This is a genomic window from Butyricicoccus porcorum (assembly GCF_051246315.1).
Classification (GTDB): Bacteria; Bacillota; Clostridia; order Oscillospirales; family Butyricicoccaceae; genus Butyricicoccus_A; species Butyricicoccus_A porcorum.
This window is the reverse complement of record NZ_CP178353.1, coordinates 974,211-1,000,227: the sequence shown is the minus strand read 5'-3', so window position 1 is coordinate 1,000,227 and position 26,017 is coordinate 974,211. Positions and strand designations below refer to the sequence as shown.

The 26,017-nt window shown below is 55.7% G+C and carries 21 protein-coding genes; 3 read left to right on the top strand and 18 right to left on the bottom strand.

Annotated features, from left to right (window positions below):
- Positions 1 to 78: 78 nt before the first annotated feature.
- From ACLM7Z_RS04845 to ACLM7Z_RS04820, 6 genes are all read right to left on the bottom strand, one after another.
- Positions 79 to 1,326, bottom strand: coding sequence for an RCC1 domain-containing protein (locus tag ACLM7Z_RS04845; RefSeq protein WP_087019267.1), 1,248 nt, complete (start codon positions 1,324 to 1,326; stop codon positions 79 to 81).
- A 165-nt stretch (positions 1,327 to 1,491) separates the two neighbouring features.
- A complete protein-coding gene (locus ACLM7Z_RS04840; RefSeq protein ID WP_087019270.1) occupies positions 1,492 to 1,893 on the bottom strand; it encodes a VOC family protein in 402 nt (133 codons plus the stop codon).
- A 32-nt stretch (positions 1,894 to 1,925) separates the two neighbouring features.
- A complete protein-coding gene (gluQRS, locus tag ACLM7Z_RS04835) occupies positions 1,926 to 2,870 on the bottom strand; it encodes a tRNA glutamyl-Q(34) synthetase GluQRS (RefSeq protein WP_435645639.1) in 945 nt (314 codons plus the stop codon).
- Between the two features lie 82 nt (positions 2,871 to 2,952).
- Positions 2,953 to 3,378: a NifB/NifX family molybdenum-iron cluster-binding protein gene (locus ACLM7Z_RS04830; RefSeq protein ID WP_087019276.1), complete on the bottom strand. Its 426-nt coding sequence runs from the start codon at positions 3,376 to 3,378 to the stop codon at positions 2,953 to 2,955.
- Between the two features lie 163 nt (positions 3,379 to 3,541).
- Positions 3,542 to 5,209, bottom strand: a complete 1,668-nt coding sequence (gene ptsP, locus ACLM7Z_RS04825) for a phosphoenolpyruvate--protein phosphotransferase (RefSeq protein ID WP_273349242.1) — start codon at positions 5,207 to 5,209, stop codon at positions 3,542 to 3,544.
- Positions 5,210 to 5,320: 111 nt separating this feature from the next.
- Complete coding sequence (locus tag ACLM7Z_RS04820) at positions 5,321 to 5,578, bottom strand: HPr family phosphocarrier protein (RefSeq protein ID WP_087019281.1); 258 nt, start codon at positions 5,576 to 5,578, stop codon at positions 5,321 to 5,323.
- A gap of 599 nt (positions 5,579 to 6,177) precedes the next feature.
- On the opposite strand from ACLM7Z_RS04820, the gene ACLM7Z_RS04815 reads away from it, so the two are divergent.
- On the top strand, positions 6,178 to 7,122 hold the full coding sequence (locus tag ACLM7Z_RS04815; protein ID WP_273349238.1) for a 4Fe-4S dicluster domain-containing protein: 945 nt from the start codon (positions 6,178 to 6,180) through the stop codon (positions 7,120 to 7,122).
- Between the two features lie 57 nt (positions 7,123 to 7,179).
- Here ACLM7Z_RS04815 and ACLM7Z_RS04810 read toward each other — a convergent pair whose 3' ends face one another.
- The gene (locus ACLM7Z_RS04810; protein ID WP_435645638.1) at positions 7,180 to 8,430 is read right to left on the bottom strand and encodes a glycoside hydrolase family 3 protein; all 1,251 of its coding nucleotides are present in this window, start codon (positions 8,428 to 8,430) and stop codon (positions 7,180 to 7,182) included.
- 194 nt (positions 8,431 to 8,624) lie between these two features.
- Between ACLM7Z_RS04810 and ACLM7Z_RS04805 the strand changes: the two genes are divergently transcribed.
- Positions 8,625 to 9,473 carry a Cof-type HAD-IIB family hydrolase gene (locus tag ACLM7Z_RS04805; protein ID WP_435645637.1) on the top strand — a complete coding sequence of 283 codons (849 nt, stop codon included), beginning with the start codon at positions 8,625 to 8,627 and terminating at the stop codon, positions 9,471 to 9,473.
- A gap of 103 nt (positions 9,474 to 9,576) precedes the next feature.
- Here the strand turns inward: ACLM7Z_RS04805 and ACLM7Z_RS04800 are convergent, their stop codons facing one another.
- From ACLM7Z_RS04800 to ACLM7Z_RS04790, 3 genes are all read right to left on the bottom strand, one after another.
- Positions 9,577 to 10,065 (bottom strand): DUF5662 family protein, encoded by a 489-nt coding sequence (locus ACLM7Z_RS04800; protein WP_087019801.1) that lies wholly within the window; start codon positions 10,063 to 10,065, stop codon positions 9,577 to 9,579.
- A 106-nt stretch (positions 10,066 to 10,171) separates the two neighbouring features.
- Positions 10,172 to 10,501: a hypothetical protein gene (locus tag ACLM7Z_RS04795; protein WP_087019292.1), complete on the bottom strand. Its 330-nt coding sequence runs from the start codon at positions 10,499 to 10,501 to the stop codon at positions 10,172 to 10,174.
- A 27-nt stretch (positions 10,502 to 10,528) separates the two neighbouring features.
- On the bottom strand, positions 10,529 to 11,422 hold the full coding sequence (locus ACLM7Z_RS04790; RefSeq protein WP_087019295.1) for a DUF445 domain-containing protein: 894 nt from the start codon (positions 11,420 to 11,422) through the stop codon (positions 10,529 to 10,531).
- A gap of 479 nt (positions 11,423 to 11,901) precedes the next feature.
- Here ACLM7Z_RS04790 and glmS point away from each other — a divergent pair, with 479 nt between their 5' ends.
- On the top strand, positions 11,902 to 13,725 hold the full coding sequence (glmS, locus tag ACLM7Z_RS04785; protein WP_087019297.1) for a glutamine--fructose-6-phosphate transaminase (isomerizing): 1,824 nt from the start codon (positions 11,902 to 11,904) through the stop codon (positions 13,723 to 13,725).
- A gap of 113 nt (positions 13,726 to 13,838) precedes the next feature.
- Here the strand turns inward: glmS and rpe are convergent, their stop codons facing one another.
- The 8 genes from rpe to ACLM7Z_RS04745 form a co-directional block, all read right to left on the bottom strand.
- Positions 13,839 to 14,516: a ribulose-phosphate 3-epimerase gene (gene rpe / locus ACLM7Z_RS04780; RefSeq protein WP_087019300.1), complete on the bottom strand. Its 678-nt coding sequence runs from the start codon at positions 14,514 to 14,516 to the stop codon at positions 13,839 to 13,841.
- A 359-nt stretch (positions 14,517 to 14,875) separates the two neighbouring features.
- A complete protein-coding gene (locus tag ACLM7Z_RS04775; RefSeq protein ID WP_087019303.1) occupies positions 14,876 to 18,607 on the bottom strand; it encodes a phosphoribosylformylglycinamidine synthase in 3,732 nt (1,243 codons plus the stop codon).
- Between the two features lie 247 nt (positions 18,608 to 18,854).
- Complete coding sequence (locus ACLM7Z_RS04770) at positions 18,855 to 20,327, bottom strand: S1C family serine protease (protein ID WP_435645636.1); 1,473 nt, start codon at positions 20,325 to 20,327, stop codon at positions 18,855 to 18,857.
- Between the two features lie 138 nt (positions 20,328 to 20,465).
- On the bottom strand, positions 20,466 to 21,935 hold the full coding sequence (locus ACLM7Z_RS04765; protein WP_435645635.1) for an ATP-binding protein: 1,470 nt from the start codon (positions 21,933 to 21,935) through the stop codon (positions 20,466 to 20,468).
- Positions 21,936 to 21,938: 3 nt separating this feature from the next.
- Complete coding sequence (locus ACLM7Z_RS04760; RefSeq protein ID WP_087019311.1) at positions 21,939 to 22,616, bottom strand: response regulator transcription factor; 678 nt, start codon at positions 22,614 to 22,616, stop codon at positions 21,939 to 21,941.
- A gap of 416 nt (positions 22,617 to 23,032) precedes the next feature.
- A complete protein-coding gene (locus ACLM7Z_RS04755; RefSeq protein ID WP_205703621.1) occupies positions 23,033 to 23,788 on the bottom strand; it encodes a phage minor capsid protein in 756 nt (251 codons plus the stop codon).
- Positions 23,754 to 25,037 carry a putative glycoside hydrolase gene (locus ACLM7Z_RS04750; RefSeq protein ID WP_273350075.1) on the bottom strand — a complete coding sequence of 428 codons (1,284 nt, stop codon included), beginning with the start codon at positions 25,035 to 25,037 and terminating at the stop codon, positions 23,754 to 23,756. Before ACLM7Z_RS04750 ends, ACLM7Z_RS04755 begins: the two co-directional genes overlap by 35 nt.
- Positions 25,038 to 25,084: 47 nt before the next feature.
- Complete coding sequence (locus ACLM7Z_RS04745) at positions 25,085 to 26,002, bottom strand: RnfABCDGE type electron transport complex subunit B (RefSeq protein WP_087019320.1); 918 nt, start codon at positions 26,000 to 26,002, stop codon at positions 25,085 to 25,087.
- Positions 26,003 to 26,017 lie beyond the last annotated feature (15 nt).

Genomic DNA, 26,017 nt, shown 5'->3' with positions numbered 1-26,017 from the left:
CTGAGCAGATTATGAAAAAAGCCTCCGGCACGCTGCTGCGTGCCGGAGGCCTGCGGATCGGTTCGATTGGTTCTGTCTTTACTTGAGATAAACGGCATGTGCGGTGGAAATCGAGCTTTCCTCCGACCCAATGCCCAGCTGTCCGTACAGATTACAGCCGACGCTGCGCAGGACGCCATCCGCAGAGCGGTACAGACTCATAAATCCGCCCGCCGCAATCGCTTCGACATTCTTTGCAAGCTCCACCGGTGTTGCCTGGCAGTAAATCATTTCCTCGCCGATGGCATACTGGAATTCACCCTTCTTGATGCCGATCTGTCCATAGTTGTTGACACCCCAGGTGTACAGTGTGCCGTCGTTCTTGAGCGCAAGGCTGTGCGCGCTGCCCGCCGAAATTTCCTTGACATCGCTCATGATTTTCAGCGGCTGCGTTTGGATATTATTTTCTGTGTCGTCGACTTGACGCGTGCCGACCGAGCCGACTGTATTTTTACCCCAGCAGTACAGATCGCCGTTTGTCGTCAGTGCAAGCGCCTGATAGCGCACGCCGCACGCGACCTTGCTCACATCGTCCATGACCTTTGCCGGTACGGACTGATACGGCTGACCGTCGGCATTGGTGCTGTCCGTCTTCGCCAGTCCAAGCTGACCTTCGATATTGCTGCCCCATGCATACAGTGTGCCATCGGAGGTGACAGCCATGGAATAATCCAGTCCGGCGGAAAGTTCCGTGACATCGTCCATCAGCTTAACCGCCGTAGACTGGCAGGCATAGCCGTTTTCGTCTTTTTGGTCACAATCGCTCTCGGCAATGCCGAGTGCACCGTCCTTGTTTCTGCCCCAGACATACAGGGCGTTGTCCTCCTTGATTGCCAGCGCATGGTTGCTGCCTGCGGCAATCGCCTTGACATCCTCCATGATCTTTTCCGGTTCCATGCGGCTGATGTTCATGCCGTCACCCATCTGGTAACTCTCGTTGTTGCCCCATGCGTACAGGTCGCCGTTTTTGCACAGCGCAAATGACAGCTCATTGCCCGCCGCAACCTGAATCACCTTGCCCGGCACTTCAATCTTTACCGGCTCGGACTTGTTGTCACAGGTCACATCACCCAGTTCGCCCTTGAGGTTGTGACCCCATGCATAGACATCGCCTGCATCATCGACAACCAGTACATGATCCTCACCGCATGCCATCTCAGCCGATGTCATTTTATCCGTAGCGCCGCTCTTGCTCATACCGATGAACATTGCGACTGCGATGACCGCGACAACCACGACAGCGCCACACAGCACCGCAATTTTCCTGTTTCTTTCTCTTCCTGTCATTGGTTCTCCTCACTTTTCAGAGGGCCAGTTTGGGGGCAGCCCTCTGTGTTATTCGCTTTATTATATCATTGATTGTGCAGAACTGCAAAATATTTGGTCAAATTCACAAAAAAATCACAAGAAAAGCGGCGGCTATCTGGTCAGACAACCGCCGCTTTGGGTTTTTTATGAAAAATGTTCGATCAATTCGATCTGTTCACCGCTCGGTCCGGTAAAGAACCAGTTGCGCAGACCGCCGAACAGCTCCGGCAGCACAACCGGCTCCGGTGTCAGGAACGTATCAATGCCCTGTGCCTTCAGCTCTGCTGCAACCGCAGGCAGATCGGTCACTTCAATCGCAATGTGCGGCAGGACACCGCCCTGCGCAGTCACCGGCGTGCCGTCGCCCGGTTGGATGGCCTCCATCCAGAAGCCGCCCATGTCGATCATCGCCAGCTGGTTGACTCCGGTCGGCTTCTGTACCGACGCGCGCTCCGTGCACGTGCCGCCCAGCAGCTCGTAAAATGCAATCGTCTTCTCCATGTCTTCTGTCAGCACGGCAATATGTGCCAGTCCCTGATGCTTCATGTCCAGTTCCTCCCTGTTTCCTGATGGTATTGCTATCTTTGTAAAATCTCCGATGGAAGTGCGACATCCATCCGGGAGACCTTATCCCATGAAAAATCCGCCGCCAGCTCCGCCAGTGCCACCGGCTCCGCCGTCGGACGCAGCCCGACAGCCGCTGCCAGCATGCCGACAATCGGCTCCGGTCTGCCAAATCTCGCGCGCAGCACGCCCAGATCGAGATCGCCGTCGCGCTTGGACAGCCGTCTGCCGTCCGGTGCGGTCAGCAGCGGGATGTGATAAAATTCCGGAGCAGGCAGCCCCAGTCTTTCATATAAATACAGCTGACGCGGGGTGGATTCCAGCAGGTCGCGCCCGCGCACGACCTCCGTGACGCCCATCTCCGCGTCATCGACGACGACGGCGAGCTGGTAGCCATACACGCCGTCCGACCGCCGGATGATAAAATCCCCGCAGTCGCGTGCGAGGTTCTCGGTATACACACCCTGACAGCCGTCGGAAAACGAAACCGTCCGATCGGGCACACGCATCCGCATGGCAGGCGGACGATGTTTGCGTTTTTCCGCAATCTGCTCCGGTGTCAGCCCGCGGCAGGTGCCCGCATAGACATAGGTTCCGTCCGAGCGGTGCGGTGCCTGTGCAGCATGCAGTTCCGCCCGGCTGCAAAAGCATGGGTACAGCAGCCCCTGCTGCTCCAGCTTTTCAAAATAGCGGTCATAAATCGGGGATCGGGTGCTCTGATACCACGATTCCCCGCCCGCACTGCCGCCGTCATCCCAATCAATACCGAACCACTGCAAATCGTCCTCAATCTGATCTGCCAGTGACCGTGGACAGCGCATGGCATCGAGGTCTTCGATGCGCAGCAGATAGCGTCCGCCCTTCGCGCGCACGGACAGCCACGACAGCATGGCACACAGGATATTGCCCAGATGGATGCGCCCGCTCGGCGTAGGGGCAAACCTCCCGCATACTGCCATCGCTTTCCACTCCCTTTCCTGTCTGAATTCCGAAAAGCAGCCCTCCCTGTCCAGACAGAGAGGGCTGTCGTTTGCTTTGATTTTATGCTTCCGTGCGCTGCACCGGGCGGTCATGGCAGCCCGCCATGCACTTGGCACAGTCGTGCAGGCAGCCCAGCGGGTCGTCCTCATCCTCTTCCGGGACGATGATTTTGGACGGATCTCCGATTTCCTCATGGGTCATGTACGCTGCAATATTCTCCACGGCATCGCCCTCACAGCCGGGCAGCATCTCCACGCCCAGCATGCGCAGCGTGCTTTGCAGCGCCGTGCCGATTTCGCCTGCCAGCAGGATATCAATATTCTGCATCGCCAGCTTGAACAGAACGCTGGTGATCTCATCGTCGCCAATCTGTACCAGTTCCTTGGCTGTCGGAATGCCGTTTTCCTCTGTCACAATCAAAATTTCCGTGCTCTCCGCAATCGTATGGGCAATCTTGCCGTCACGTGTCACCGCTGCAATTTTCATATCTATCTCCTTTCGCAAAATGTATACCACATTTTGCTCATTTTTTTGTCATTATTATACCGCATTTCCCAATCATTATCAATCAATAATCTTGCGAAAAGACACAACTGCAAACAGAGGCCTCCGCTGCAACGCGGAAGCCCCTGCAAAATTGGGTTCAGATTCAGTCAGACAGCAGATCGTCGAGAATCTTCTGGCTGTTCTTGGTCGTGTCAATCGAACGGATGGCCGAGCGCAGCGGCAGAACAGATGCCGGAGAAACACTCAGCTCGTCGATGCCAATTGCCAGGAAGGTCTCCGTCAGGCTGACATCTGCGCCGAGCTCGCCGCAGATACCGATCCAGATCCCCGCCTTGTGCGCGTTGTCCGCCGCCATTTTGAGCATGCGGAGTACCGCCGGATGGTGGGAATCGAAGAACTTGTCGAGATTGTTGCCCTGACGGTCGACCGCCAGTGTATACTGGGTCAGGTCGTTCGTGCCGACGGAGAAGAAATCGACTTCCTTCGCCAGACGGTCGGACATCATAACGGCGGACGGGGTCTCGATCATGATACCCAGCTCGACGTTTTCATTGAACGGGATTTCCTCCGCGCGCAGTTCAGCCTTGACGCCGTCACAGATGCGCTTGATTTCCTGAACCTCCCAGACGGATGTAATCATCGGGAACATGATTGCAATCTTGCCATAGGCGGATGCACGGTACAGGGCACGCAGCTGGGTCTTGAAGACCTCCGGGCGCGTCAGGCAGATACGGATGGCACGCAGACCCATTGCCGGATTTTCTTCCTTGTCCAGCTGGAAATAGTCTGCCTGCTTGTCCGCGCCGATGTCCAGCGTGCGGATGATGACGCGCTTGCCGCCCATGCGCTCCGCAACCGTTTTATATGCCTGGAACTGCTGCTCCTCGGTCGGATAATCGTCATTCTGGAGGTACAGGAACTCAGAGCGGAACAGGCCGATGCCGCCGCCGTCGTTCGCCAGAACCGGGTCAACATCATCCGGGGAACCGATGTTGCAGTATACCATGACCTTGCGGCCGTCGAGCGTGACATTTTCCTTGCCCTTGAGCTGGTCAAGCAGCGCCTTGAGCGCGCGCTCCTCGGCCTGCTTCTTGAGCAGGCGCTGGCTGGTGATCTGATCCGGGTCAATCGCGACCTCGCCGGTCGAGCCGTCGATAATGGCGCTCTTGCCCTCCAGACCTTCCGTCAGCGCATCGCCGACGCCGATGATGGCCGGAATGCCCATGGTGCGTGCGAGAATGGCGGTATGGCTGTTGCCCGAGCCGCCGGAGGTGACAAAGCCCAAAATCTTGGACTTGTCCAGCTGTACAGTCTCAGACGGTGCAAGATCGTCGGACGCCAGGATAACCGGCACATCGGAATCAATACCGCCTGCGACAACACCGCTCAGGATACCGATCACGCGGGTGGAAATGTCCTTGACGTCCGCCGCACGCGCCTGCATATAGGCATCGTCCATGGATGCGAACATTTCTGCGAACTGCTCGGCAATCTGCGAAACGGCATATTCCGCGTTGATGCTCTCGCCTTCAATCATATCATTGATGCCGTCGATGTAATCCAGATCATCCAGCATCATCTGATGCGCCTCGAACAGCGCAGCGCCTTCCTCGCCGACCTCAGCAACTGCCTTGTCATACAGTTCGGCGAGCTGCTGCATCGCGGTCTGGCGCGCGTCCCCAAAGCGCTTCTTTTCCGCTTCCACATCGGAAACTGCGGTCTTTACGACTTCTCCGCCGCCGCGACGGTAGAAATAGATGGGGCCGTCAGCAACGCCCTTGGACACGCCTTTTCCCTGAATGGTGTACATAAGTGTTTTCCTCCCTTACACATCCTGCAAGCGCGCCCTGCACCCCTGCCGGCACGCCTGTCTTTCGGGCGGCGGGATCTCCTGCCTCCCCGCACGCTCTCCTCCTGTTGTTTATAAATGCTCTGCGAAGAAGGCCTTCATCGCCTCAATGGCCTGCGCCTCGTCTTCGCCTTCTGCCTTTACGGTAATTGCCTCGCCACACTTGACGCCGAGACCCATCACGCCCATCATACGGCGGACATCGGCGGACTTTCCGTCCTTCTCGACCTCAATTTTGCTCGAAAACTTCTTTGCTTCCTTCGCCAGCATACCTGCCGGGCGGGCATGGATTCCGATTTCGTCCTTAATGGTGTAAACAAACGACTGCATAACCTGTAACTCCTTTATTTCCCGTTCTGCCCCCTGAGCCACCTGAACGGGGAACCGGGATGGGGTGTCCCCGGTTGTCGCCTGCCTGCGTCCGACCGGGCAAATGTTCCCTAAAAATAAAAACACCAAATAAGCACAGCCGGATTTGATACATTCCCTGTGTTATTTGGTTTTGCCTGATCGAACAGTAACAAGCCACTCTATTCTCTTGTATTTTATCTATTCCATATAAATCTTATCCGCTTTTTACAGAGTTGTCAAGAAATTCCCGTGCCCAGATGTATATTTCTACCAATATACACAAATACACCCGAGTTTTTTTATGCAAATTGCGCGCAATCGGAGATATTTTGCGCGATGCCTTCCAAATATATGCAAACCCGCACGCAATATATACATTTTATCCGATACTATACTACGAAATCATAAAATTTACCCCATTTATTTTGTGAGTAATACACGAAAATATTTCATCTTATTCAGTTATAATTGCTAATCGATGATACCTGTGCTACAATACATACAGCAAAAGACTCCGCACGCGGCGGCTGCCAGTCGCCTATATTTTCTGTACGACTGAGAAAGAAGGTTATGAAAAAATGAACATCACCCCGACTCCTCTGGGTCCCGCATCCATTCCGATGGACGAAGTAAAGCGCGTCAAGGCGCTCGGCTTCCTGCACCGCAAGGGGACGGACCTGTTCAACTGCCGCGTCATCACCCGCAACGGCAAGGTGACAGCAGATGAGCTTGCACGCATCACTGAGGCTGCCGCTAAATTCGGCAGCGGCGAGGTCTCCATGACCACCCGCCTGACGCTGGAAATCCAGGGCGTTCCGTATGAAAACATCGACGCCATCCGCGCATTTCTGGCAGAAGCCGGGCTGGAAACCGGCGGCACGGGCGCAAAGGTTCGTCCGGTTGTCTCCTGCAAGGGTACCACCTGCCAGTACGGCCTGCTGGATTCCTATGGCATTGCCGATGAGATCCACGAGCGCTTTTTCAAGGGCTACAGCGATGTAACGCTGCCGCACAAGTTTAAGATTGCAGTCGGCGGCTGCCCGAACAACTGCGTCAAGCCGAACCTGAACGACCTCGGCATTGTCGGTCAGCGCGTGCCGGGCTTTGACGCGGATAAGTGCCGCGGCTGTGGCAAATGCCAAGTCGAAAAGGCCTGTCCGGTCGACGCGGCACATGTCGTCGACGGCAAGCTGTCGGTCGATCCAGAGGTCTGTACCCGCTGCGGACGCTGTGTCGGCAAGTGCCCGTTCCATGCACGTGATAACTCCGTCTACGGCTACCGCGTATACATCGGCGGACGCTGGGGCAAGAAGAGCGCACACGGCATCCCGCTGAAGAAGATCTTCACCTCGAAGGAGGAAGTTCTGGATATCGTGGAGAAGGCAATCCTGTTGTTCCGCGACCAGGGCATCAAGGGCGAGCGCTTCTCGGACACCATTCAGCGCATCGGCTTTGAAAACGTACAGGCGCAGCTGCTCGGCAACGAGCTGCTCGAGCGCAAGGCAGAAATCATCGCGGACTGAGTCCATTTGTGTACAAAAGTCCAGCATTTGGAAATCCAAATGCTGGGATTTGCTTTGTCAGTTCATCAGGCCGTATTTGAGCTTTGCCGTCAGAATGCGCATTACGCTCTCATCGATGCGCGCCTCCGTGAGCTCACCGTCCGCGACCGCCTGCGACAGCGCCTCATAGGCGTCATCGATGCTCGGCGGACAGAGCAGCATGTCCACGCCCGCCTGCACCGCCTTCACTGCGGCATCTCCGTTGCTGTAATGCTCCGTGATTGCGCCCATGTCCATGCCGTCAGTGATAACAATGCCGTCATAGCCCATCTCATCGCGCAGCAGGTCCGTGATGACCTTTGAGGACAGCGAGCACGGCACGCTGTCCAGCTCGGTCGCGGTCATATGCGACACCAGTACAAATGCCGCGTCCTGATCGATGCCCGCCTCAAACGGCTTGAGGTCGCATTCCTTCAGTTCGTCCAGCGTGCGGTCGGTCTCAGAAGTGCCTTCATGCGAGTTGGTCTCGGTGCTGCCGTGACCCGGAAAATGCTTGAGTGCCGCCATGACGCCGCTTTCCTGCAAGCCCATGACCTCATTCTCCACCATGATAGAAACCGTGCTCGGATCGCTGCCGAACGAACGCGCACCGATTTCCGTATTGTTTTCATTGCTCAGCACATCAGCGACCGGCGCAAAATCTACATTGAAGCCGAAGCCGCTGATATCCGTGGCGAGCGTTTTGCCGATGTCATAGGCTTCCTGTGCATCGCCCCGCGCGCCATAGTCCGCCATATCGTCAAACTTTGTCGTACCGAGCACATCAGCAACCCGCGCTACCGTGCCGCCCTCTTCATCGACTCCCATAAACAACGGGATATTCGCACCGACTGTTCGGGCATATTCCTGCGTGTTGGCGAGCATGGTCGTGGTCTGACTTTTGCTGCGGAAATTCTGTGAAAAATAGATGATGCCGCCGACCGGCATGGTTTCCATCGCCTTGCGTGTCGCATCGCCCGCGCGCACCGCCTTGCCGACGCCTGTCAGCGATTCCGGGCGCACAAACATCATCTGATACAGCTTCTGACCGAGTGTCATGTCGCTCAGAATTTCCTGCGCACGTTTCTGGTCAGCAGTCAGCTCCGCCTGTTCTTCCTGCTGTTCCGGCTGCTCCTGCTGCGCCGCAGATTCCTGCTGTTCCGTCCTGACCAGCACGGACGGTGTGCCTGCCGGCGCCTGTTCCGGGTGGAACTGGACGTATCCCACCGCGGCGGCACAGGCAATCACACAGGCCGCCACCGGGATCAGCAGCAGATATCGTTTCTTCATACGGATATTCCCCTCCTGTCACAGCGTATCGCTTCTCTCCCAGTATACCGCATAAACCGGCAAATTTCTACCAGATTTCACAAAAGACCGTCGGTTTTCGCCCGATTTCTCTGCTTTACACGTTGGAAAGCCCCATGCTATAATGAAGCCGGAACATCCACCCATGATTTCATAAAAAAAGGTGACAGTGAAACATGATCTCTTCTCCCATCAAGCTCATCGGGCTGGATCTGGACGGCACACTGCTCGGCACAGACAGTCAGGTACACGAACCCGAACGCACTGCGCTCCAGCAGGCACGACAGGCCGGCGTTGCCGCCGCCCTGTGCACCGGACGCTCTCCGCTCGACTCCGCCGCACATGCGAAGGCGGCAGGCGGCGTCGACTGGATTATCACAGAAAATGGCGCGCGCATTACCTCTGCGGCCGGTGAAACCATCTATCGCCATACCATGACACCGCAGCACATTGATATCCTGCTGACACTATGTGAAACGCACGGTGTAGAGCCGAGCTTTTACGGCGAACACACGGTCTGGTATGGTGCAAAATGCAAGGCATTTTTTGACGAAATTGCCCGCATCCGCGGCAGTGTCGCCGTTGACCTGAACCATTTTTGCTATGTAGACACCCCAGAGCAGTGGCGCGCCCTGTCCGGCGAGACCATCTTCAAGGCGATTGTATACGGCGATGCGCGCGATCTCGATGCATGGCTGGCTGACATACAGCAGGCTGATATCTTTGAAGCGGAGGCATCTGTATTCTGCGGCCTGAAAAATATCGAAATCAACGCCAAAGGCACGGACAAGGGCACCGCGCTGCTGCATCTGGCAAAGCATCTCGGCCTGACCGCCGGACAGATTATGGCGTGCGGTGACAGTGACAATGACCGCACCATGCTACACGCCGCCGGGCTGGGCGTCGCCATGGCAAACGCACCGGCACACATCCGCGCAATTGCAGACAGTACAACGGAGACCAACGACAACCACGGCGTCAGCCGGGCAATTGAACGGTATATCTTACAGCAGCCCGGCGCATAAGCGCGCTATACGGTTTGTCCTGTCTCTGCTGTTGCAACGCAAAATCCTCCGATTTTTTCACGAAGAAAGGCACAGGAAATCCCGTGCCTTTCGTTTTTTTCTCTCACTTTTTCAGAATGTGATAGCGGATATAATGGAACGTCCGATTCTCGCCCTGTTCCGCGAGCATCGTGAGCATTTGCTCCAGCAGCGCGCGTGTCTCCGGATGCATGAGGTAATGCGTCTTGGATTTTTCATAATAGGCCAACGGGGCGCCATCGGTATATTGGTCGCCCAGATAGGTCTTGCTCGCCGCGACGCGGTCGCAAAACATCTCTGCGACATATTCCACCGGCATCTTCATGCCGGCAAGCGGGCTTTCCTCACCAAGGGAATAGTCAATCCAGTATTCCAGATGGTGCTTGTTGCGTCCCTTATGGTGCAGCCATGCACTGCTGTAGCCGCGGTCCATGCGCTCGGCATTGTTCGGGCTCTGGAACCCCTGATAATATTTCGCGCCGACAAGAAATTCCACCGGGTTGTATTTGGACAGGTCATGCATCAGCCCCTGCCGGTATAATCCCAGACGGAAGCAGTGGCGGCAGACCAGCATGCGATGATGGTGGACCGTTCCCAGATGTCGCAGCCATTTGGGCTGATTTTCCGGCTCCGCCAGTGCGGGGATATGCAGTTCAACAGATTTCATGGCCGTTCCCCTTTCACGCCCTGCATTCCGCCAGCGCATGGCACTGCTTCTGCATGTCCTCATCATCGACCAGTGCCAGCGTCAGCGGCAGGCGCAGCTCGCCGAGCATCTGTGCATCGGAAATCGGATGCGTCTGTGCGCCCTCCTTCCCGAAGGAACAACGGCACAGTGTCCAGTGCGTACCGGTCAGACCAAACTGCCGTGCGACCGACTGCGCAGTCTGTGCCAGTGTCGCCTGTGGTGCCTGCATCATCATTTCTTCCAGATAATCGGTCTTGAGCACCGGTGCGTTGTCATCCAGCCAGATGAGCACCGCCCGTCCGCGCAGTTCTTCTTCAAACATTTCTCCGTTCCTCCCGTGTCAGAATTTTCAGAAAATCAGGTTGAGCAGTCCGAGAATAAAGCCGACCAGTGCGCCGAGACTGACAACTGCATTCAGCTCCTTTTTCATGACGGACAGTACCAGCCGTTCCAGCTCCTCCGGCTGCATCGCATTCACCTTCTGCTCCGCAATGCCGCCAAGATCGAGGGAATGCAGGATACTTGCCGCCTTTTCTGAAACAGCTGCTTCATATATATGAAGCACAACATCCGTCAGCGAAACACCTGCATCTGTCAACAGTGCATTCACATCACCGATGTTTTTCTGTTCCGCTTCACCCCACAGCTTTGTAACCTGCGGATACAGCAGCGCATATGCATTGCCCTGCAAATAATTGTCCACCCCATCGCGGATCGGGCCTGCAAAGCTGTCCAGCATGTCACCACTGAGCATCATGCCGATGAGCGAACCGGATACCTTCTGTCGGACTGCCTCCAGCACCTGCTGCGCAATGGTGTCGCCCAGCTGCATGTCATTCACATGCTCCGCAAGTGTTTCCGCGAGTTTTTCCTGCATGACTGCGCTGCCCGCATCATATTGTGTCTCATCGACCGCCTTACAGCAGACCTCCCGCAGGGTGGTCTCCGACTTGCTCTCCAGCACGCCGTCAATGCTGCGCCGCAGGCTTTCGGTCACGCTGTCACTCATCAGCGTTTGTTTCAGGTCATCCTCTGTCAGCAGCTGTGTGCCGACAACGCCGCCGATGGCACGCGCCAGCCGCGCCTTCCCCTTGGGGATAATACCCGGCGTAAACGGCAGCTGTCTGCCGAACAGCTTCACCGGACGCAGTGGTCGGAACAGCATCTTTACCGCAATGTAATTGGTACAATAGCCGATGATCGCACCGATAATCGGGCCGGATAAAAGTTTAAGTACTGTCAAAAAAATGTTCCTTCTTTCCGTTTGATTTTATTTGTATCCACAATATACCGCCGCGGGCAAAATGTCAATAGATGTTGAATGTTTGTGGTTCATGTTGGTGGTTTCGATTCGCGTATGGATATATTTTACAAGACTCATACCTGCGCCTGTGGGAAATTGGCAATCATTGCCCTTCCTATTTTTGATATTACATGGTATAATATTGCGGTATAAGAGGGTGGATATTCCCCATCCGGCGCCGCTGCACACGGCGAAATCATTGCGGCAGAGTTGCTTCTGTCCGCCCGGAACCAAGCGCCAGAGCTGCCGTGCAGGGCATGCTGACGAGGTGGAAGTGATCGAAAATTCGGCGGATGCTTCCCGCCCGGCCAGACACGCGGGCGATGGCGTTTCTACAAATCCTGTGGGAAACCACAGGCACAGAAGGAAACGCAACCGTGTCTCAACAAAATCTTAATATACCTCGGAGGTAATGAACTATGTGTGGAATCGTAGGTTATGCAGGCTACAATGAAGCGGCGCCCTTCCTGCTGGAAGGTCTTCAGAAGCTGGAATACCGCGGCTATGACTCTGCCGGAATTGCAGTCTTTTCTGACAAGGTGCGCACCATGAAGTCGCAGGGCCGTCTGGCAACGCTGCGTGAGAAGGTCGATGCGGCAGGCGGCATCCCCGGCACGCTGGGCATCGGCCATACCCGCTGGGCAACCCACGGCGCACCGAATGACATCAATTCGCATCCGCATACCAGCATGAGCGGACGCATCACCGTTGTACACAACGGCATCATTGAAAACTACATCCCGCTGAAGGAAGAGCTGGAATCCCAAGGCGTTGTCTTCCGTTCGGAGACAGACACGGAGGTTGTCGCACAGCTGTTCGATAAGCTGTATGACGGCGACCTGGTCGGCACACTCATCAAGGTTATCGGCCGCATCCGCGGTTCGTATGCACTCGGCATTCTGTGCACCGACTACCCGGACACTCTGCTTGCCGTCCGCAAGGACAGCCCGATGATTATCGGCCTCGGCGAGCATGAGAATTATATCGCATCGGATATCCCTGCGGTACTCGACCATACCCGCAACTATTACCTGCTCAACGATAATGAAATCGCCATCATCAAGGCAGATTCCGTCGAACTGCTGGATACCGACCGCAATCCGATTCACCGCGATATTTATACCGTCGATTACGATATTTCCGCAGCGGAAAAGGGCGGCTATGATTACTTCATGATGAAGGAAATCAAGGAACAGCCGGCTGCTCTGCGCACCTGCATCGGTTCGCGCATTCACGACGGCGATATCCGTCTGGATAAAATCCGCCTGACCGACGATCAGATCCGGAACATTGGCCGCATTCATATTGTTGCCTGCGGTTCCGCCTGGCATGCAGGCATTGTCGGCAAATATGTCATCGAAGAGCTGACCCGCATCCCGGTTGAGGTCGACCTGGCATCCGAATTCCGGTACCGCCGTCCGATTCTCAGACGCAACGATCTGTGCATCACCATCAGCCAGTCGGGTGAAACCGCTGACACGCTGGCGGCACTGCGCGAAGCAAAGGCAAACGATGTCCATGTTCTGTCCATCGTCAATGCGGTTGGCAGCTCGATTGCCCGTGAGAGTGATGACGTCCTGTATACCATGGCAGGCCCGGAAATTGCCGTCGCGACCACCAAGGGCTACAGCACGCAGCTGGCTGTGCTGTATCTGATTGCCCTCAAATTCGGCGAAATCCGTCAGACCATCGCGCCGGCGACCGCTGCAAAGCTGCTCACTGCACTGGAAGCACTGCCGGATCAGTTGGAAAGCCTGTTCGCCGACGAGGATGCGCTCAAGGCTCTGGCCAAGCAGCATGCGGACAAGAACAATGTCTTTGTCATCGGCCGCGGCATCGACTACGGTGCATCGCTGGAAAGCTCCCTGAAGCTGAAGGAAATCTCCTATGTCCATTCCGAAGCCTATGCAGCAGGCGAGCTGAAGCACGGCACCATCTCCCTGATCGAAGAGGGTACGCTGGTTGTCGCCGTTGCAACGCAGGATCAGCTGTATGAAAAGCTGGTCAGCAACGTCAAGGAAGTCAAGGCGCGCGGCGCTTATGTTGTCGCCATTGTCAAGGAAGGCTGCACAGATGTCGAAGGTGTCGCAGACAAGGTCTTCTATATCCCGCAGACAGAGGATATCTTCACCTCTACACTGACGGTCGTTCCGATGCAGCTGTTCGCATACTACACAGCCATTGAGCGCGGATGTGATGTCGACAAGCCGAGAAACCTCGCAAAGTCTGTCACCGTCGAGTAATTATACTACACAATCGCAAAGCGCTGCCTCATCTGGGGCAGCGCTTTTTTGTCAAATACAAAATTCCGCCGCGGGCGCATCCCGCGGCGGAATTGCATTTTATCTGTCAAAAATCAGAACGCAAAGTAATTGTTCTCGAACTCGTCGAAAATCTTCTTGAAGCCCTTTACATTGCCTGCGATATCGCCGCCAAAGACCGCAGAACCTGCGACGATGACATTTGCACCTGCTGCAACGATGTCCGGCGTATTGGTCAGCTTTGCGCCGCCATCAATTTCCAGCTCACACTGGTAACCGTTCTCATCAATCGCCTTGCGGATTGCACGGATTTTATCGGTGCAGGCATCGATGTAGCCCTGACCGCCGAAGCCCGGCTCAACCGTCATAATCAGTACCATATCCAGCTCCGGCAGCAGCGGCAGCAGGACATCTGCCGGTGTGCCCGGCTTGATGGAAACACAGGCGCGAACACCGGCCTCCTTGATCTTGCGCACCTGCGCGAGTGTATCACCGTTGGACTCATAATGTACCGTGATGATATCCGAACCTGCCTTGATGAAATCATCGAGGTATTGATCCGGATTTGCAATCATCAGATGGACATCGAGAACGGCATCCGTTGCCTTGCGCAGCGCCTTGACAACCGGCGCACCGATGGTCAGATTCGGTACAAAATGACCGTCCATGCAGTCGACATGGACATACTCTGCACCGGCATCGACAGCGACAGCGATATCACGCTGCAAATTCGCAAAATCAGCGGACAGAATCGAAGGAGATAACTTAATCATAACAAACTCTTTCCTTTCCCTTGTTGCGGGCGCACGCAATCGCCCTTCTTTTCATATGCTGGAACAGGCGGGAAACCTCTGCGCTGGCCAGTTCCAGCACCCGTTTGTCGGCGCCGACACCGCCTTTCGCATACGGGAACCGTCCTGCCTTTCCTGTCGGGGCGGTTCCTCCCTGTATGTCCCGCGTTTTCTATCATTATACAACAAACTCAGGAAATATCCAATTGTTTGGCGACAAGTTGAGCGAAAGTTTTCGCAATCTCCCTCCTTCTCCCCCGTCTTGCGCCGGACACCATGGAAAACGCAAACGAGCGCACCGCAGCTGCCCGCGGTGCGCTCTTCTTATATCCGGCTAAACCTTACTTGAAGTACTTTACGCCGTTTTCAAACAGCGGCTGATACTTTTCGCCAAAAATGTTCTGACCGACATATCTGGTATAGCGCTCGGTGTGACCCATCTTGCCGAGCACACGACCGTCCGGAGAGGTAATGCCCTCAATTGCGCACATCGAACCGTTCGGGTTGAACGCGATGTCCATCGACGGCTCACCGTTAAAGTCTACATACTGGAATGCGACCTGACCGTTTGCAATCAGGCGGTCAATTTCCGCCTGCGGCGCAACGAAGCGGCCTTCGCCGTGGGAAACCGCGATCGAATGCACATCGCCCACCTCACAGGAGGACAGCCACGGGGATTTGACGGACGCAACGCGCGTCTGTACATAGCGCGACTGATGGCGGCCGATCAGGTTGTAGGTCAGCGTCGGGCAGGTGTCATCCAGATCACGGATTTCGCCATACGGCACCAGACCCAGCTTGATGAGTGCCTGGAAGCCGTTGCAGATGCCGAGCATCAGGCCGTCACGGTTGCCCAGCAGATCATGAACTGCATCCTTGATTGCCGGTGCGCGCAGGAACGAAGCGATGAACTTACCGGATCCGTCCGGCTCGTCGCCGCCGGAGAAACCGCCCGGAAGAATCATCATCTGGGACGAGCGGATTGCTGCCTCCAGCTCTTCCGCAGATGCCATCAGTGCATCCTGCGACAGGTTGCGGACAACGACAATCTTTGCCTCGCCGCCTGCGGTTTCGACAGCCTTTGCGGTGTCATATTCGCAGTTGGTGCCCGGGAATACCGGGATGACAGCAGCCGGACGTGCGGTCTTGACTGCCGGTGCCTTGGTGTTGCGCTCGGTGAAGGACGGCTTGACCATCTTGTCGTCAGAAGCAGCGGCACGGGTCGGGAATACCTTCTCCAGCGTGCCTTCGAGTGCATTCTTGACATCATCCAGCGCAATGATTTCGCCGAATGCGTCGATTTCCGGCTTGTCGGTGGTCATACCGACCAGCCACAGCGGCATGTTGTACAGCTCTTCGGTGGCTTCGATCAGGATGCCGCCGTAATTCTTGAGGAACAGCGCATCCGGTGTGAACTCCGGCCCAAAGGTGAAACCGATGTCGTTGCCGATTGCCATCTTCATAATGCCTTCCGCGATGCCGCCGGAAGCCAGTGCCCACGATGCAGCAACCTTCCCCTCGTCGATCAGGCGCTGTACAACCTCCCACGTCGCGCGGATCGCCTGATAATCCGGCGAACCGTCCATATTATACGTCGCGTCGAAGAAGTAAACCGGATGACCTGCCGCCTTGAATTCCGGCGAAACCAGATGGTCTGCCTCCTGCGGTGCAATGGCAAACGAAACCAGCGTGGGCGGTACATGCATATCATCATAGGTACCGGACATGGAATCCTTGCCGCCGATGGCTGCACGACCCAGCGATTCCTGTGCATCATATGCGCCGAGCAGAGCTGCAAGCGGCGTGCCGAACTTCTCCGGATCGCGGTTGAGGTGTTCAAAATATTCCTGGAAGGTCAGGTAAGCGGTGCGGTAATCACAGCCTGCGGCAACCAGACGCGCCATCGATTCGATGACTGCGCAAGATGCGCCGAGGAACGGATTCTGCTCCATGAAATACGGATCAAAACCGAAGCCCATGACAGACGCAGTAGAGCACTGGCCTGCGGTCGGCAATGTTGCTGCCATGACCTGTGTCGGGGTCAGCTGATTCTTGCCGCCATACGGCATGAAGACAGAGCTTGCACCGATGGAGCCGTCAAAGCGCTCCGTCAGGCCGCGCTCGAGGCAGATATTCAGCGTGGATGCCAGATTCAGCATCTTTTCCTTCAGCGTTGCACCCTCTGCCGGGCATTCAATGCTCGGAACAGGCAGCTGGGAAACGTGTGCATCCGCATGCTTGGAAGCGCCATTGGTATTGAGGAAATCGCGGGAAACATCGACAATCGTTTTGCCGTTCCACGTCATGCGCAGGCGGTTGGTGTCGGTGACCGTCGCAACGACAGTCGCCTCGATGTTTTCCTCATTTGCCATTTTGATGAATTTTTCGACATTTTCCGGCGCAACGACAACTGCCATACGCTCCTGAGACTCGGAAATTGCCAGCTCGGTGCCATCCAGGCCGTCATACTTCTTCGGTACGGCGTTCAGGTCGATATCCAGACCATCTGCCAGTTCGCCGATGGCGACGGATACGCCGCCCGCGCCGAAGTCGTTGCAACGGCGGATCATGCGGGTGACCTCCGGATTGCGGAACAGGCGCTGAATCTTGCGCTCCTCCGGCGGATTGCCCTTCTGGACCTCTGCGCCGCAGGTTTCCAGCGACTCTGTGGTGTGGCTCTTGGAGGAACCGGTTGCGCCGCCACAGCCGTCGCGGCCGGTGCGTCCGCCGAGCAGGATGACGATATCGCCCGGATCCGGAACCTCACGGATGACGTTATCAATTGGAGCCGCGCCGACAACTGCGCCGATTTCCATGCGCTTTGCAACGTAGCCCGGATGGTAAATTTCATGGACAAGGCCGGTGGAAAGGCCGATCTGGTTGCCGTAAGACGAATAACCGCCCGCCGCTGTCGTACACAGCTTGCGCTGCGGCAGCTTGTGCTCCAGCGTCTCGTTCAGCGGGACAGTCGGATCGCCTGCACCGGTGACGCGCATCGCCTGATAGACGTAGCTTCTGCCGGACAGCGGGTCACGGATGGCACCGCCAAGGCAGGTTGCCGCGCCGCCGAACGGTTCGATTTCGGTCGGATGGTTGTGCGTCTCATTCTTGAACATCAGCAGCCACGGCTCCTTCTTGCCGTCTACGGTTGCCTGAATGCGGATGGAGCACGCATTGATCTCCTCGCTCTCATCGAGGTTTGCCAGATTGCCGCGCTTCTTGAGCACCTTGCCGGCAGCGGTGCCGACATCCATCAGCGTAATCGGACGCTTTGCCGCCTTCTCCTCGCCATAGACCTCGCGGCGGCCCGCCAGATAGCGGTCAAACGCATCCTTGACCATCTGGTCATCGATGATGCTGTTGTCGATCTCCGTCAGGAAGGTAGTGTGGCGGCAGTGATCCGACCAATAGGTATCGATCATGCGCACCTCAGTGATGGTCGGGTCGCGCTTTTCCTCGCCTGCAAAATAGCTCTGGAGGAACTGCAGGTCGTCCAGCTCCATTGCCAGACCCAGGCTGGTGCGCATCTCTTCCAGCGCTGCGGTATCCATCGAGATAAAGCCCTCAACGGTGTCAACCGCGGTCGGAATCGCATACTTTGCCTCGAGCGTTTCCGGCTTTTCTGCGGAAGCCTCGCGGGAATCCACCGGGTTGATGAGATAGCCGCGGATTTTGTCCAGCTCTGCGTCCGTCAGCTTGCCGCCGAGCACATAGATATGTGCCGCCGCGACCTTCGGGCGCTCGCCCTGCGTCATCAGCTGAATGCACTGCGCGCACGAATCCGAACGCTGGTCATACTGACCCGGCAGCGGCTCGACCGCGAGAATGCGGTAATCACCCTCCGGCATCGGGAACTGCTCGTCATAGCAGTCATCCACCATCGGCTCGGAGAACACAATATTCTTTGCCTTCGCATAGACCTCCGCGTCAATGCCCTCGACATCATAGCGGCACAGCTCGCGCACATAGGTGAGCGCCGGAATCTCCAGCAGCTCACGCATGCTGCTGCACAGCGACTGCGATGCGCTGTCAAATCCGCTGCGTTTTTCAGTATAGCATCTTAATACTGCCATGTTGCACCTCGAAAAAACATAGTATAGTCGTCAAATTTTTACGAATCGCATATTTAATACTATCATACCGTTTTTCCCATCCCTTTGCAAGGGCAGGGCGGCAGAAAAACGGCATTTTGCGCGAAATTTGCGGAACTTTCCCGTTTGTTTGGGTATTTGACCAACACTTTTGTTACAAAAAACATACGAACGCAGAAGCGCTCCCCCTGCGTCGTGCGTGCCGGGAGAGCGCTGTTGTGTATCAAATTTACGGAATGGTATAGCCGTAACCGCCATATGGGCTGGTCTGTCCGTCCTGAGACGAGGAGGACGAATCATTCTGTGTCGCAGAGGTACCTGCCAGATCCGCCTGGTCAACCAACGTGATGCTGACGGTGAGCGTCTTGCCGGAGCGATAGACCGTCAACTCCATTGTGTCGCCCGCCTTCATGTTGTTCTTAACCGAATTGATGTCGCTCATGCAGGTGATTTCCTGCCCGTTGACGCCGGTGATGATATCGCCTTCCTTAATGCCCTTCTGGTAGGCATCGGATGCCGTATCGACACTGGTGACCATGACACCCTGCGGGATTTTGTAATAGGCCGCGCGCATCTCATCGATGTCATAGCCGCTGATTCCAATCGCCGGACGGCCGGTGACATGACCGTAGGCAATCAGCTGGTCGACAACCTCCTTGACCGTGTTGGTCGGGATGGCGAAGCCCATGCCCTCAATAGAAGCGCTGTCCGAGCTGGTCGCGCTCAGCTTGGAAGAGGTGATTCCGATGACCTGGCCGCTCGTATTGATGAGCGCGCCGCCGGAGTTGCCCGGATTGATCGCAGTGTCCGTCTGAATCAGTGTCATCTCACGGTCATTGATGGTCACATTGCGGTTGATGGCGGAGATAAAGCCGCCGGTAAAGCTGTTCTGGAATTCCACACCGCCGGGCGAACCGATGGCAAATGCACGGTCGCCGACCTTCACGTCGTCCGAATTGCCAAATTCCGCGGCCGTCAGCCCGTCTGCGTCAATCTTGAGCACAGCGAGATCGGTCTGTTCATCCGTGCCGATCAGTTCCGCCTCATAGGTGGTTGAATCGTTCATTACAACGGTGATTTTGTCGCCGTCCTCCACAACATGGTTGTTCGTGATGATATAACCGTCTTCACTCATGATGACGCCCGAGCCGGACGACTCACTGCCCATCTGAATGTCATCGACGACAATGGACACGATAGATGGGGTCACCTTTTCATACACGCCGGAATAGCTCGCCGCGTCATCGCTGCCCGCGCTGGATGTACCGCTGACCTGCATCTTTGTAGAATCGTCCGGCAGGCCGCTGCCGCTGTCCACCGCACTGCTCGAGCTGTCCGCCGTCAGGCCGGACAGGTCAATGCCGCCGCCTGCGAGCATGCCGCCACCAAACGCCACTGCCGCGATGATAACGCCTGCAATAACCGGTTTCCACGGGAATTTCCCGTTTTTGCGCGGTTTTTTATTTCGATTCGGTTTCTGTCCGCCGCTCCACTGCTCATAGGCAGAGGGGCCGCTGGGAGGCGGTGTACTGCCGCCGCCCGTACTTCCGGCAGAAGTATTCTGACTGCCATAGGTATACGACTGATTGCTGCCTGTATTCTGATATGCACTTCCCGGCCGCTCATCTGCGCCGCGCACCGGCGTCTGGAACGGTGTAGTTTGGGGATCTTCGTGCTCGGTATTCCGATTCAACTCGTCCATAAGCGTAGCCTCCCTTGTTATGCTTCTATTGTACGCGCAAAATATGGTTTTTCGTTGTCGCCAATGTTAAGATTTTGTGAATGTCACCCGCTGTGCAAAACAAACGCCTCTGCGCAACTTGCAGAGGCGTTTTCTGTGTTATTTCTGTGTCAGCTGGCGGTCTTCCTTCCCGCCGGAGGATTTCTGCGCAAGCGGAACAGTGAATGCGAACTCGGTTTCGCCGTTCGCTGAGCGCACCGAAATATCACCGCCGTGCAGATTGACGATGGATTTGACGATATACAGGCCGAGACCCGCGCCCGTGCGGTCACGGCTGCGGCTGCGGTCAACCTTGTAAAAGCGGTCGAATACATGCGGCAGATCCTCCGCCGGAATTTCCGAGCCGGTGTTTCGGATAGAGAACAGGCTCATTGTGCCCTCCACCTCCGCGCGGATGGTCAGCGTGCCGCCCTCATTCACGAACTTGACTGCATTGTCCACAAGATTGTAAACCACACGGTAAATATGGTCACTGTCGCCGTTGACAATCAGGCTGTCCTGCAAATCGACATCCATTTCCAGCTTTTTGTCGTTGATCTGCTTTTCAAAGCTGATGAGCACACGCGCTGCCATTTCCGTCAGATCAAACGGCGCAGGTGTGATAATCAGCTCGCCTGCCTGAATTTTCGCCGCATCCAGCATGCGCATGACGAGGCGTGACAGGCGGTCGACCTCCTCCGAAATAATTCGCAGGTACTGCGGATGGCGTTCCTGCGGAATCGTGCCGTCCAGCATGCCGTCGACAAAGCCGCGGATGGAGGTCATCGGAGTCTTGAGCTCATGCGAAACATTTGCGACAAAGCCGCGGCTGAGCTCCTCCTGCTGTTGCAGCGATGTCGCCATGTTGTTGAAGCTGACTGCCAGCTCGTCGATTTCATCGCAGTTGTTGTTCTCCGAAACGCGCACGTCAAATTCGCCATGCCCGAACTTTTTCGCCGCGGAAACCAGTCCCTTGAGCGGCCGCGTCAGCATATCCGACAGGAACCAGCTGATAATCAGTGTCAGCACCAGCGTAATCGCAATAATGAACAGATAGCTGCGCATGATGGTATGCATCAGTCCGGTGGTCGAGGCAGACGGGATTGCCGCAATGACCAGCGCGACCGTCTCAGCGGCGTCATCTGTACAGTTTGCGCCCGCAATGAAATAGTTTTCTGAAAACAGACCGCTGACATTGCCGAGTCCAAAGTACGAACCCTTGTCCCGGATGGACTGCACCAGCTTACCGCTGACCGTGCCTTGAATCTGATCCTTTTCGATGCCGTCATCCTTTGGCAGCGAGCAGATCAGCACCTTGCCCTGCGCGTCGGTCAGCAGGATGGTACAGCCGCTGACCGCTGCCTGCTGGTCCAGATAGGTCTTGAGGAATGTATTGTCCTGCGTCTGCAACAGGATGGTGTTGTTTTCGACAATCGCATCGACATAGCTGACGGTTGTTTCCAGCTGCTCCTGCTTTTCCTGCACGGAATAGCGGCTGACCTGCGCCATGAACACGCCGCCCGCAAAGGTAAAGCTGACGAGAATCAGCAGCGCGAACGCCATATAGTTCTTGACAAAAATATTTCTCATGGATCAATCCCTGGTTTCAAATTTATAGCCGACGCCCCAGACGGTTTTCAGCTCCCATTTATCGCTGACGCCCTCCAGCTTTTCGCGCAGGCGCTTGACATGGACATCGACGGTACGGGTATCGCCGAAATAGTCAAAGCCCCAGACATCATCCAACAGCTGTGCGCGCGTGAACACGCGGTTCGGGCTGGACGCCAGAAAATACAGCAGTTCGATTTCCTTCGGCGGCGCATCGACGCGCTTGCCGTCGATAATCAGGTCATACGCCTGCTTGTCTATCGTCAGCTTGTCAAACGAGATTTTGCCGCTGTCCTCCGGCGCAAAGCGGCGGAACACCGCACGCACACGCGCGACAACCTCGCGCATCTCCAGCGGCTTGACGATGTAGTCATCGGCGCCCATCTCCAGACCGTTGACCTTGTCGAAGGTTTCGCCCTTGGCGGTGAGGATAATAATCGGCACCTTACTCTCGGCACGGATGATCTTACAGACCTCCCAGCCGTCCATAACCGGCATCATGACATCCAGCAGGATCATGTCCGGATTGACCTTGCGCCACTGCGCAACGCCCTCCTCACCGTTTTCCGCCTCGGTAATTTCATATCCCTCGCGTTCGAGGTACAAACGCAGAAGCTCACGGATATTGCCGTCGTCTTCCACGATCAAAATTTTCTTACTCATGCCCGCTCCTCCTCTTCGTAACTGCATACTTCGCCTTCTATTATACGGCATTTTATGGCGTAATTCATCACTTTTTTTGTAAACGAGGGAAAATTGGCGCAAAAAATCCGGCCTGCACCCGTGTATCAGCCGGAAATCTGTGTATTCTGTGCACAAAAAACCTCCCGTTTGGGGGAGGTTTCCATATTATTCTTCGTTATCCTAAAAATGGGCATAAGGAAACCGCCTTGCTCGCGCTTGGCGGCTTACAATGCAGAAGCCGCTCGAAAGCGGCTCCGCACGATTTCTTGGTTATCTGGCAGGCGTCCGGTTCTCCTGCATCTCTCGGGTTTCCCCTGTCAAGCCATCGGCGTGTGGATCGGACGAAATTTTCCACCTCAGATAACCATTCTTATTGTACTATTATTATATCATTTCTATTCCTTTTTGTAAAGAATTCTTTTGTTTCGAAGTAAGCGATTCCACTCCTTTCTGTCAATTTTCATAAATGTAATGATCGAGTTCTTATACTTAGGATCATCTTGTGATGTTGCAAGTCTAACAACCATTTTAAAGACTTCCCCATGAATCATGATTTCTTTCAAAACCAAGGCTGAATTAGGTTTGTTTGCCTCAATGATATAATCTGGATTCGATACAATTTCTCTAAAATAAGAACAATATCTCTCAAAATCATTGGGATGCCGGTCTTTAATATGCTGAATCTGTTTATCCGTTATGATAACTTCGTCGGTGACAATATCGTTCGTTACACAGCGATAAATACTTCGATTCAACCTACCTATATGGTGCACATCTGCACCTCCGTTCCCAGTAATATTCGACTTAATTATATCAGGCTCCTTGTTATTTTCAATATCTTTCTTTCGTCCCCTCGTTGTCCTGCGCATAGCAGTCTGTTCCTGGTCAGCCTGTCGTTTGAAGCCGGTCTGCCGAATGAAATCATTCTGCCGTTCGTTCCAGCTGCGTATCTTGACCGCCGCTTCTGTGGTATCCAGTCCTGCTGCATCCATTGCAGCATACTCACGCTTCCAGCGCCTGATTTGCCGTTCGTGGTATCGTTGAATCTGGCTTGCTTCGTACTCCGTCAGTTTATTCTGTGCACAAAAAACCTCCCGTTTGGGGGAGGTTTCCACATTATTCTTCGTCGTCGTACCCATCATCTGAGTCATCTGTGTCATCTGTGTCGTCGGAATCGTCGTACCCGTCCGAATCGTCCTCCTGACTGTATTCGTCCGAATCGTTGTATTCCTCGGAATCATCGGAATGGTCAGAATGGTCATAAGAACCGGTCAGGCGGTTTTCCGCCGCATCCAGCGCGCCCTCACTGTCAGCAACACCATTCAGCGCCGCCGTGCCGTCATATGCGATCCATGCATCCCCACTGTAGAACACCGGGACAACAACCGCGTTTTCCGCCAGCTCGTGGATGGCATCCGTCAGGCTGTCCGCCTCGTCCGTGCCGTCCACCGGGACAAACAGCCGGTCTGCCGCATCCAGCAGCGCACCGACGTCGCCGACCGGAATGCCGTCCTCCGCGCCGTTTGCCGAGAGGTCGGTCAGATCGGACAGCGAATCCGCCGTCAGGCTGACGGCTGCATCGCCTGCCGCATGCCGGATCTCCTCCAGCGCGTCCAGCAGGACAGCAGCCTGATCGTCCGGATCGCGGTCAAACTCTGCGCGGTCGAGATGTCCGCGCGGCGGGAAGGTGAAATCGGCGAGCATCAGCTCATCACAGCCCGCCTCTGCCGCGCTCTTTGCGATGTCACACAGATAGCTTACCGTGTCATCATTCGTCGGATCGAGCCAGCGGGTGTTGTCATAATCCAGCCATGTGCCGCCGTTCTCGAACTGAATCGCAAGGTCGGAATTATAATCGGTCGCCTGTGCATCGTGCAGGCAGTAAATGCGCCCGATGACGTGCACGCCCGCCTCCTTCAGCGCGCCGATGGCTTCTTTCAGCGCATCCGCGTCACTGTCGACCAGATATTCCACCTCATCGATCTCATTGGTGTCGACAGAGAGATTCAGATTGCCCTCATCGTCCTTGATGTTGACCACGACGGTATCAAGTGCGCCGCTCTCCGCCAGCTCCAGAATACGATCCTGTTCGTCCGCGACGGCACTCGCCGCCAGCATGACAATGCGGTCTGTGCCTTCCGGTTCCGGCTCAGGCTGCTCCACAGGGGTCTCCTCCTGCGGCTGCTCCTCCACCGGCTGCGCACTGCCTGTGCTTTCCAGCTGCTGCGCCTCCTGCGCCAGCACACCGTAGCGGTCGATGACATGTGCGCCGTCCCCGTCGAACGACAGGCACTGTGCAACAAGAAAGACGCCCACGGCAACAACCAGCACCGCCACAATCAAGACAGCGGCCACCGTGCGGCGGATGCGGGATTGATTGGGGGTATGATTGCTGTTCATGGGCGTCTCCTCTTTACATACTTAAAATTTTGTTGGACCGACAGAACTTACTTATCTGCCGGAGCGGAAGCAGCTTCCTGTGCCTTCTTGGCAGCGGCAGCCTTTTCCATGGCAGCCTTCTTGGCAGCTGCCTGCTTTGCCTTGAGCTCCTGAAGCTCCTTGACCTTCTCCGGGGTGTTCCACGGCTCGATGATGTGGCGCGGGCAAGCCTTTGCACACATCTGGCAGCCCTTACACTTATCGTAATCGATAACCGGGAGGTTGCCTTCCATATGGATGGCGTCGAACTTACAGGTCTTCTCACACAGACCGCAGCCGATACAGCCGACCGCGCATGCATCCATAACGTCCTTGCCCTTTGCCTTGGAAGAACAGTCGACGCGGACTGCATTCTTCTCCGGAACGAGGGAGATGATGTGCTTCGGGCATGCGGCAATACACTTGGAGCATGCGGTACACTTGGAAGTGTCAACCTTGGCAACACCGTCGACAACATGGATTGCGCCGAACGGGCATGCCTTCTCACAGGTGCCGAGACCGAGGCAGGCAAATGCACATTCCTTATAGCCGTTTGCAACGCGGATTGCGCCCAGGCAATCCTCAATGCCTTCATACTTTGCACGGTTCTTTGCGTTTTCGCAGGTACCGGAGCAGTGTACGTGTGCAACCATCTTTTCCGATTCGGTGACCTCAACGCCCAGGACAGCAGCGATCTTCTCTGCTGCTGCTGCGCCGCCGACCGGGCAGCCGTTGACCGGTGCCTTGCCCTCGACGATGGCGGTTGCCAGGCCGTTACAGCCTGCGTAGCCACAGCCGCCGCAGTTTGCACCCGGCAGGCACTCCTGTACAGCCGGAATGCGCTCGTCTACCTCGACGGCAAAGATTTTGGATGCGAATGCAAGGATCAGGCCGAACAGCAAGCCCATGACGCCCAGAACCAGCACCGCAGAAACAATACTCATCATTTGTGATTCAACTCC

Excerpts from the sequence above, each read along its gene's own strand:
- gluQRS (WP_435645639.1), bottom strand. The coding sequence starts at position 2,870 with ATGGCAGTATGCGGGAGGTTTGCCCCTACGCCGAGCGGGCGCATCCAT.
- ACLM7Z_RS04775 (WP_087019303.1), bottom strand. The coding sequence starts at position 18,607 with ATGGCAGTATTAAGATGCTATACTGAAAAACGCAGCGGATTTGACAGC.
- ACLM7Z_RS04810 (WP_435645638.1), bottom strand. The coding sequence starts at position 8,430 with ATGAAGAAACGATATCTGCTGCTGATCCCGGTGGCGGCCTGTGTGATT.
- ACLM7Z_RS04815 (WP_273349238.1), top strand. The coding sequence starts at position 6,178 with ATGAACATCACCCCGACTCCTCTGGGTCCCGCATCCATTCCGATGGAC.
- ACLM7Z_RS04830 (WP_087019276.1), bottom strand. The coding sequence starts at position 3,378 with ATGAAAATTGCAGCGGTGACACGTGACGGCAAGATTGCCCATACGATT.
- ACLM7Z_RS04820 (WP_087019281.1), bottom strand. The coding sequence starts at position 5,578 with ATGCAGTCGTTTGTTTACACCATTAAGGACGAAATCGGAATCCATGCC.
- ptsP (WP_273349242.1), bottom strand. The coding sequence starts at position 5,209 with ATGTACACCATTCAGGGAAAAGGCGTGTCCAAGGGCGTTGCTGACGGC.
- ACLM7Z_RS04805 (WP_435645637.1), top strand. The coding sequence starts at position 8,625 with ATGATCTCTTCTCCCATCAAGCTCATCGGGCTGGATCTGGACGGCACA.
- ACLM7Z_RS04755 (WP_205703621.1), bottom strand. The coding sequence starts at position 23,788 with ATGACTCAGATGATGGGTACGACGACGAAGAATAATGTGGAAACCTCC.
- ACLM7Z_RS04750 (WP_273350075.1), bottom strand. The coding sequence starts at position 25,037 with ATGAACAGCAATCATACCCCCAATCAATCCCGCATCCGCCGCACGGTG.
- ACLM7Z_RS04765 (WP_435645635.1), bottom strand. The coding sequence starts at position 21,935 with ATGAGAAATATTTTTGTCAAGAACTATATGGCGTTCGCGCTGCTGATT.
- ACLM7Z_RS04840 (WP_087019270.1), bottom strand. The coding sequence starts at position 1,893 with ATGAAGCATCAGGGACTGGCACATATTGCCGTGCTGACAGAAGACATG.
- ACLM7Z_RS04770 (WP_435645636.1), bottom strand. The coding sequence starts at position 20,327 with ATGGACGAGTTGAATCGGAATACCGAGCACGAAGATCCCCAAACTACA.
- ACLM7Z_RS04795 (WP_087019292.1), bottom strand. The coding sequence starts at position 10,501 with ATGTTTGAAGAAGAACTGCGCGGACGGGCGGTGCTCATCTGGCTGGAT.
- ACLM7Z_RS04760 (WP_087019311.1), bottom strand. The coding sequence starts at position 22,616 with ATGAGTAAGAAAATTTTGATCGTGGAAGACGACGGCAATATCCGTGAG.
- glmS (WP_087019297.1), top strand. The coding sequence starts at position 11,902 with ATGTGTGGAATCGTAGGTTATGCAGGCTACAATGAAGCGGCGCCCTTC.
- rpe (WP_087019300.1), bottom strand. The coding sequence starts at position 14,516 with ATGATTAAGTTATCTCCTTCGATTCTGTCCGCTGATTTTGCGAATTTG.
- ACLM7Z_RS04745 (WP_087019320.1), bottom strand. The coding sequence starts at position 26,002 with ATGATGAGTATTGTTTCTGCGGTGCTGGTTCTGGGCGTCATGGGCTTG.
- ACLM7Z_RS04845 (WP_087019267.1), bottom strand. The coding sequence starts at position 1,326 with ATGACAGGAAGAGAAAGAAACAGGAAAATTGCGGTGCTGTGTGGCGCT.
- ACLM7Z_RS04800 (WP_087019801.1), bottom strand. The coding sequence starts at position 10,065 with ATGCTGGTCTGCCGCCACTGCTTCCGTCTGGGATTATACCGGCAGGGG.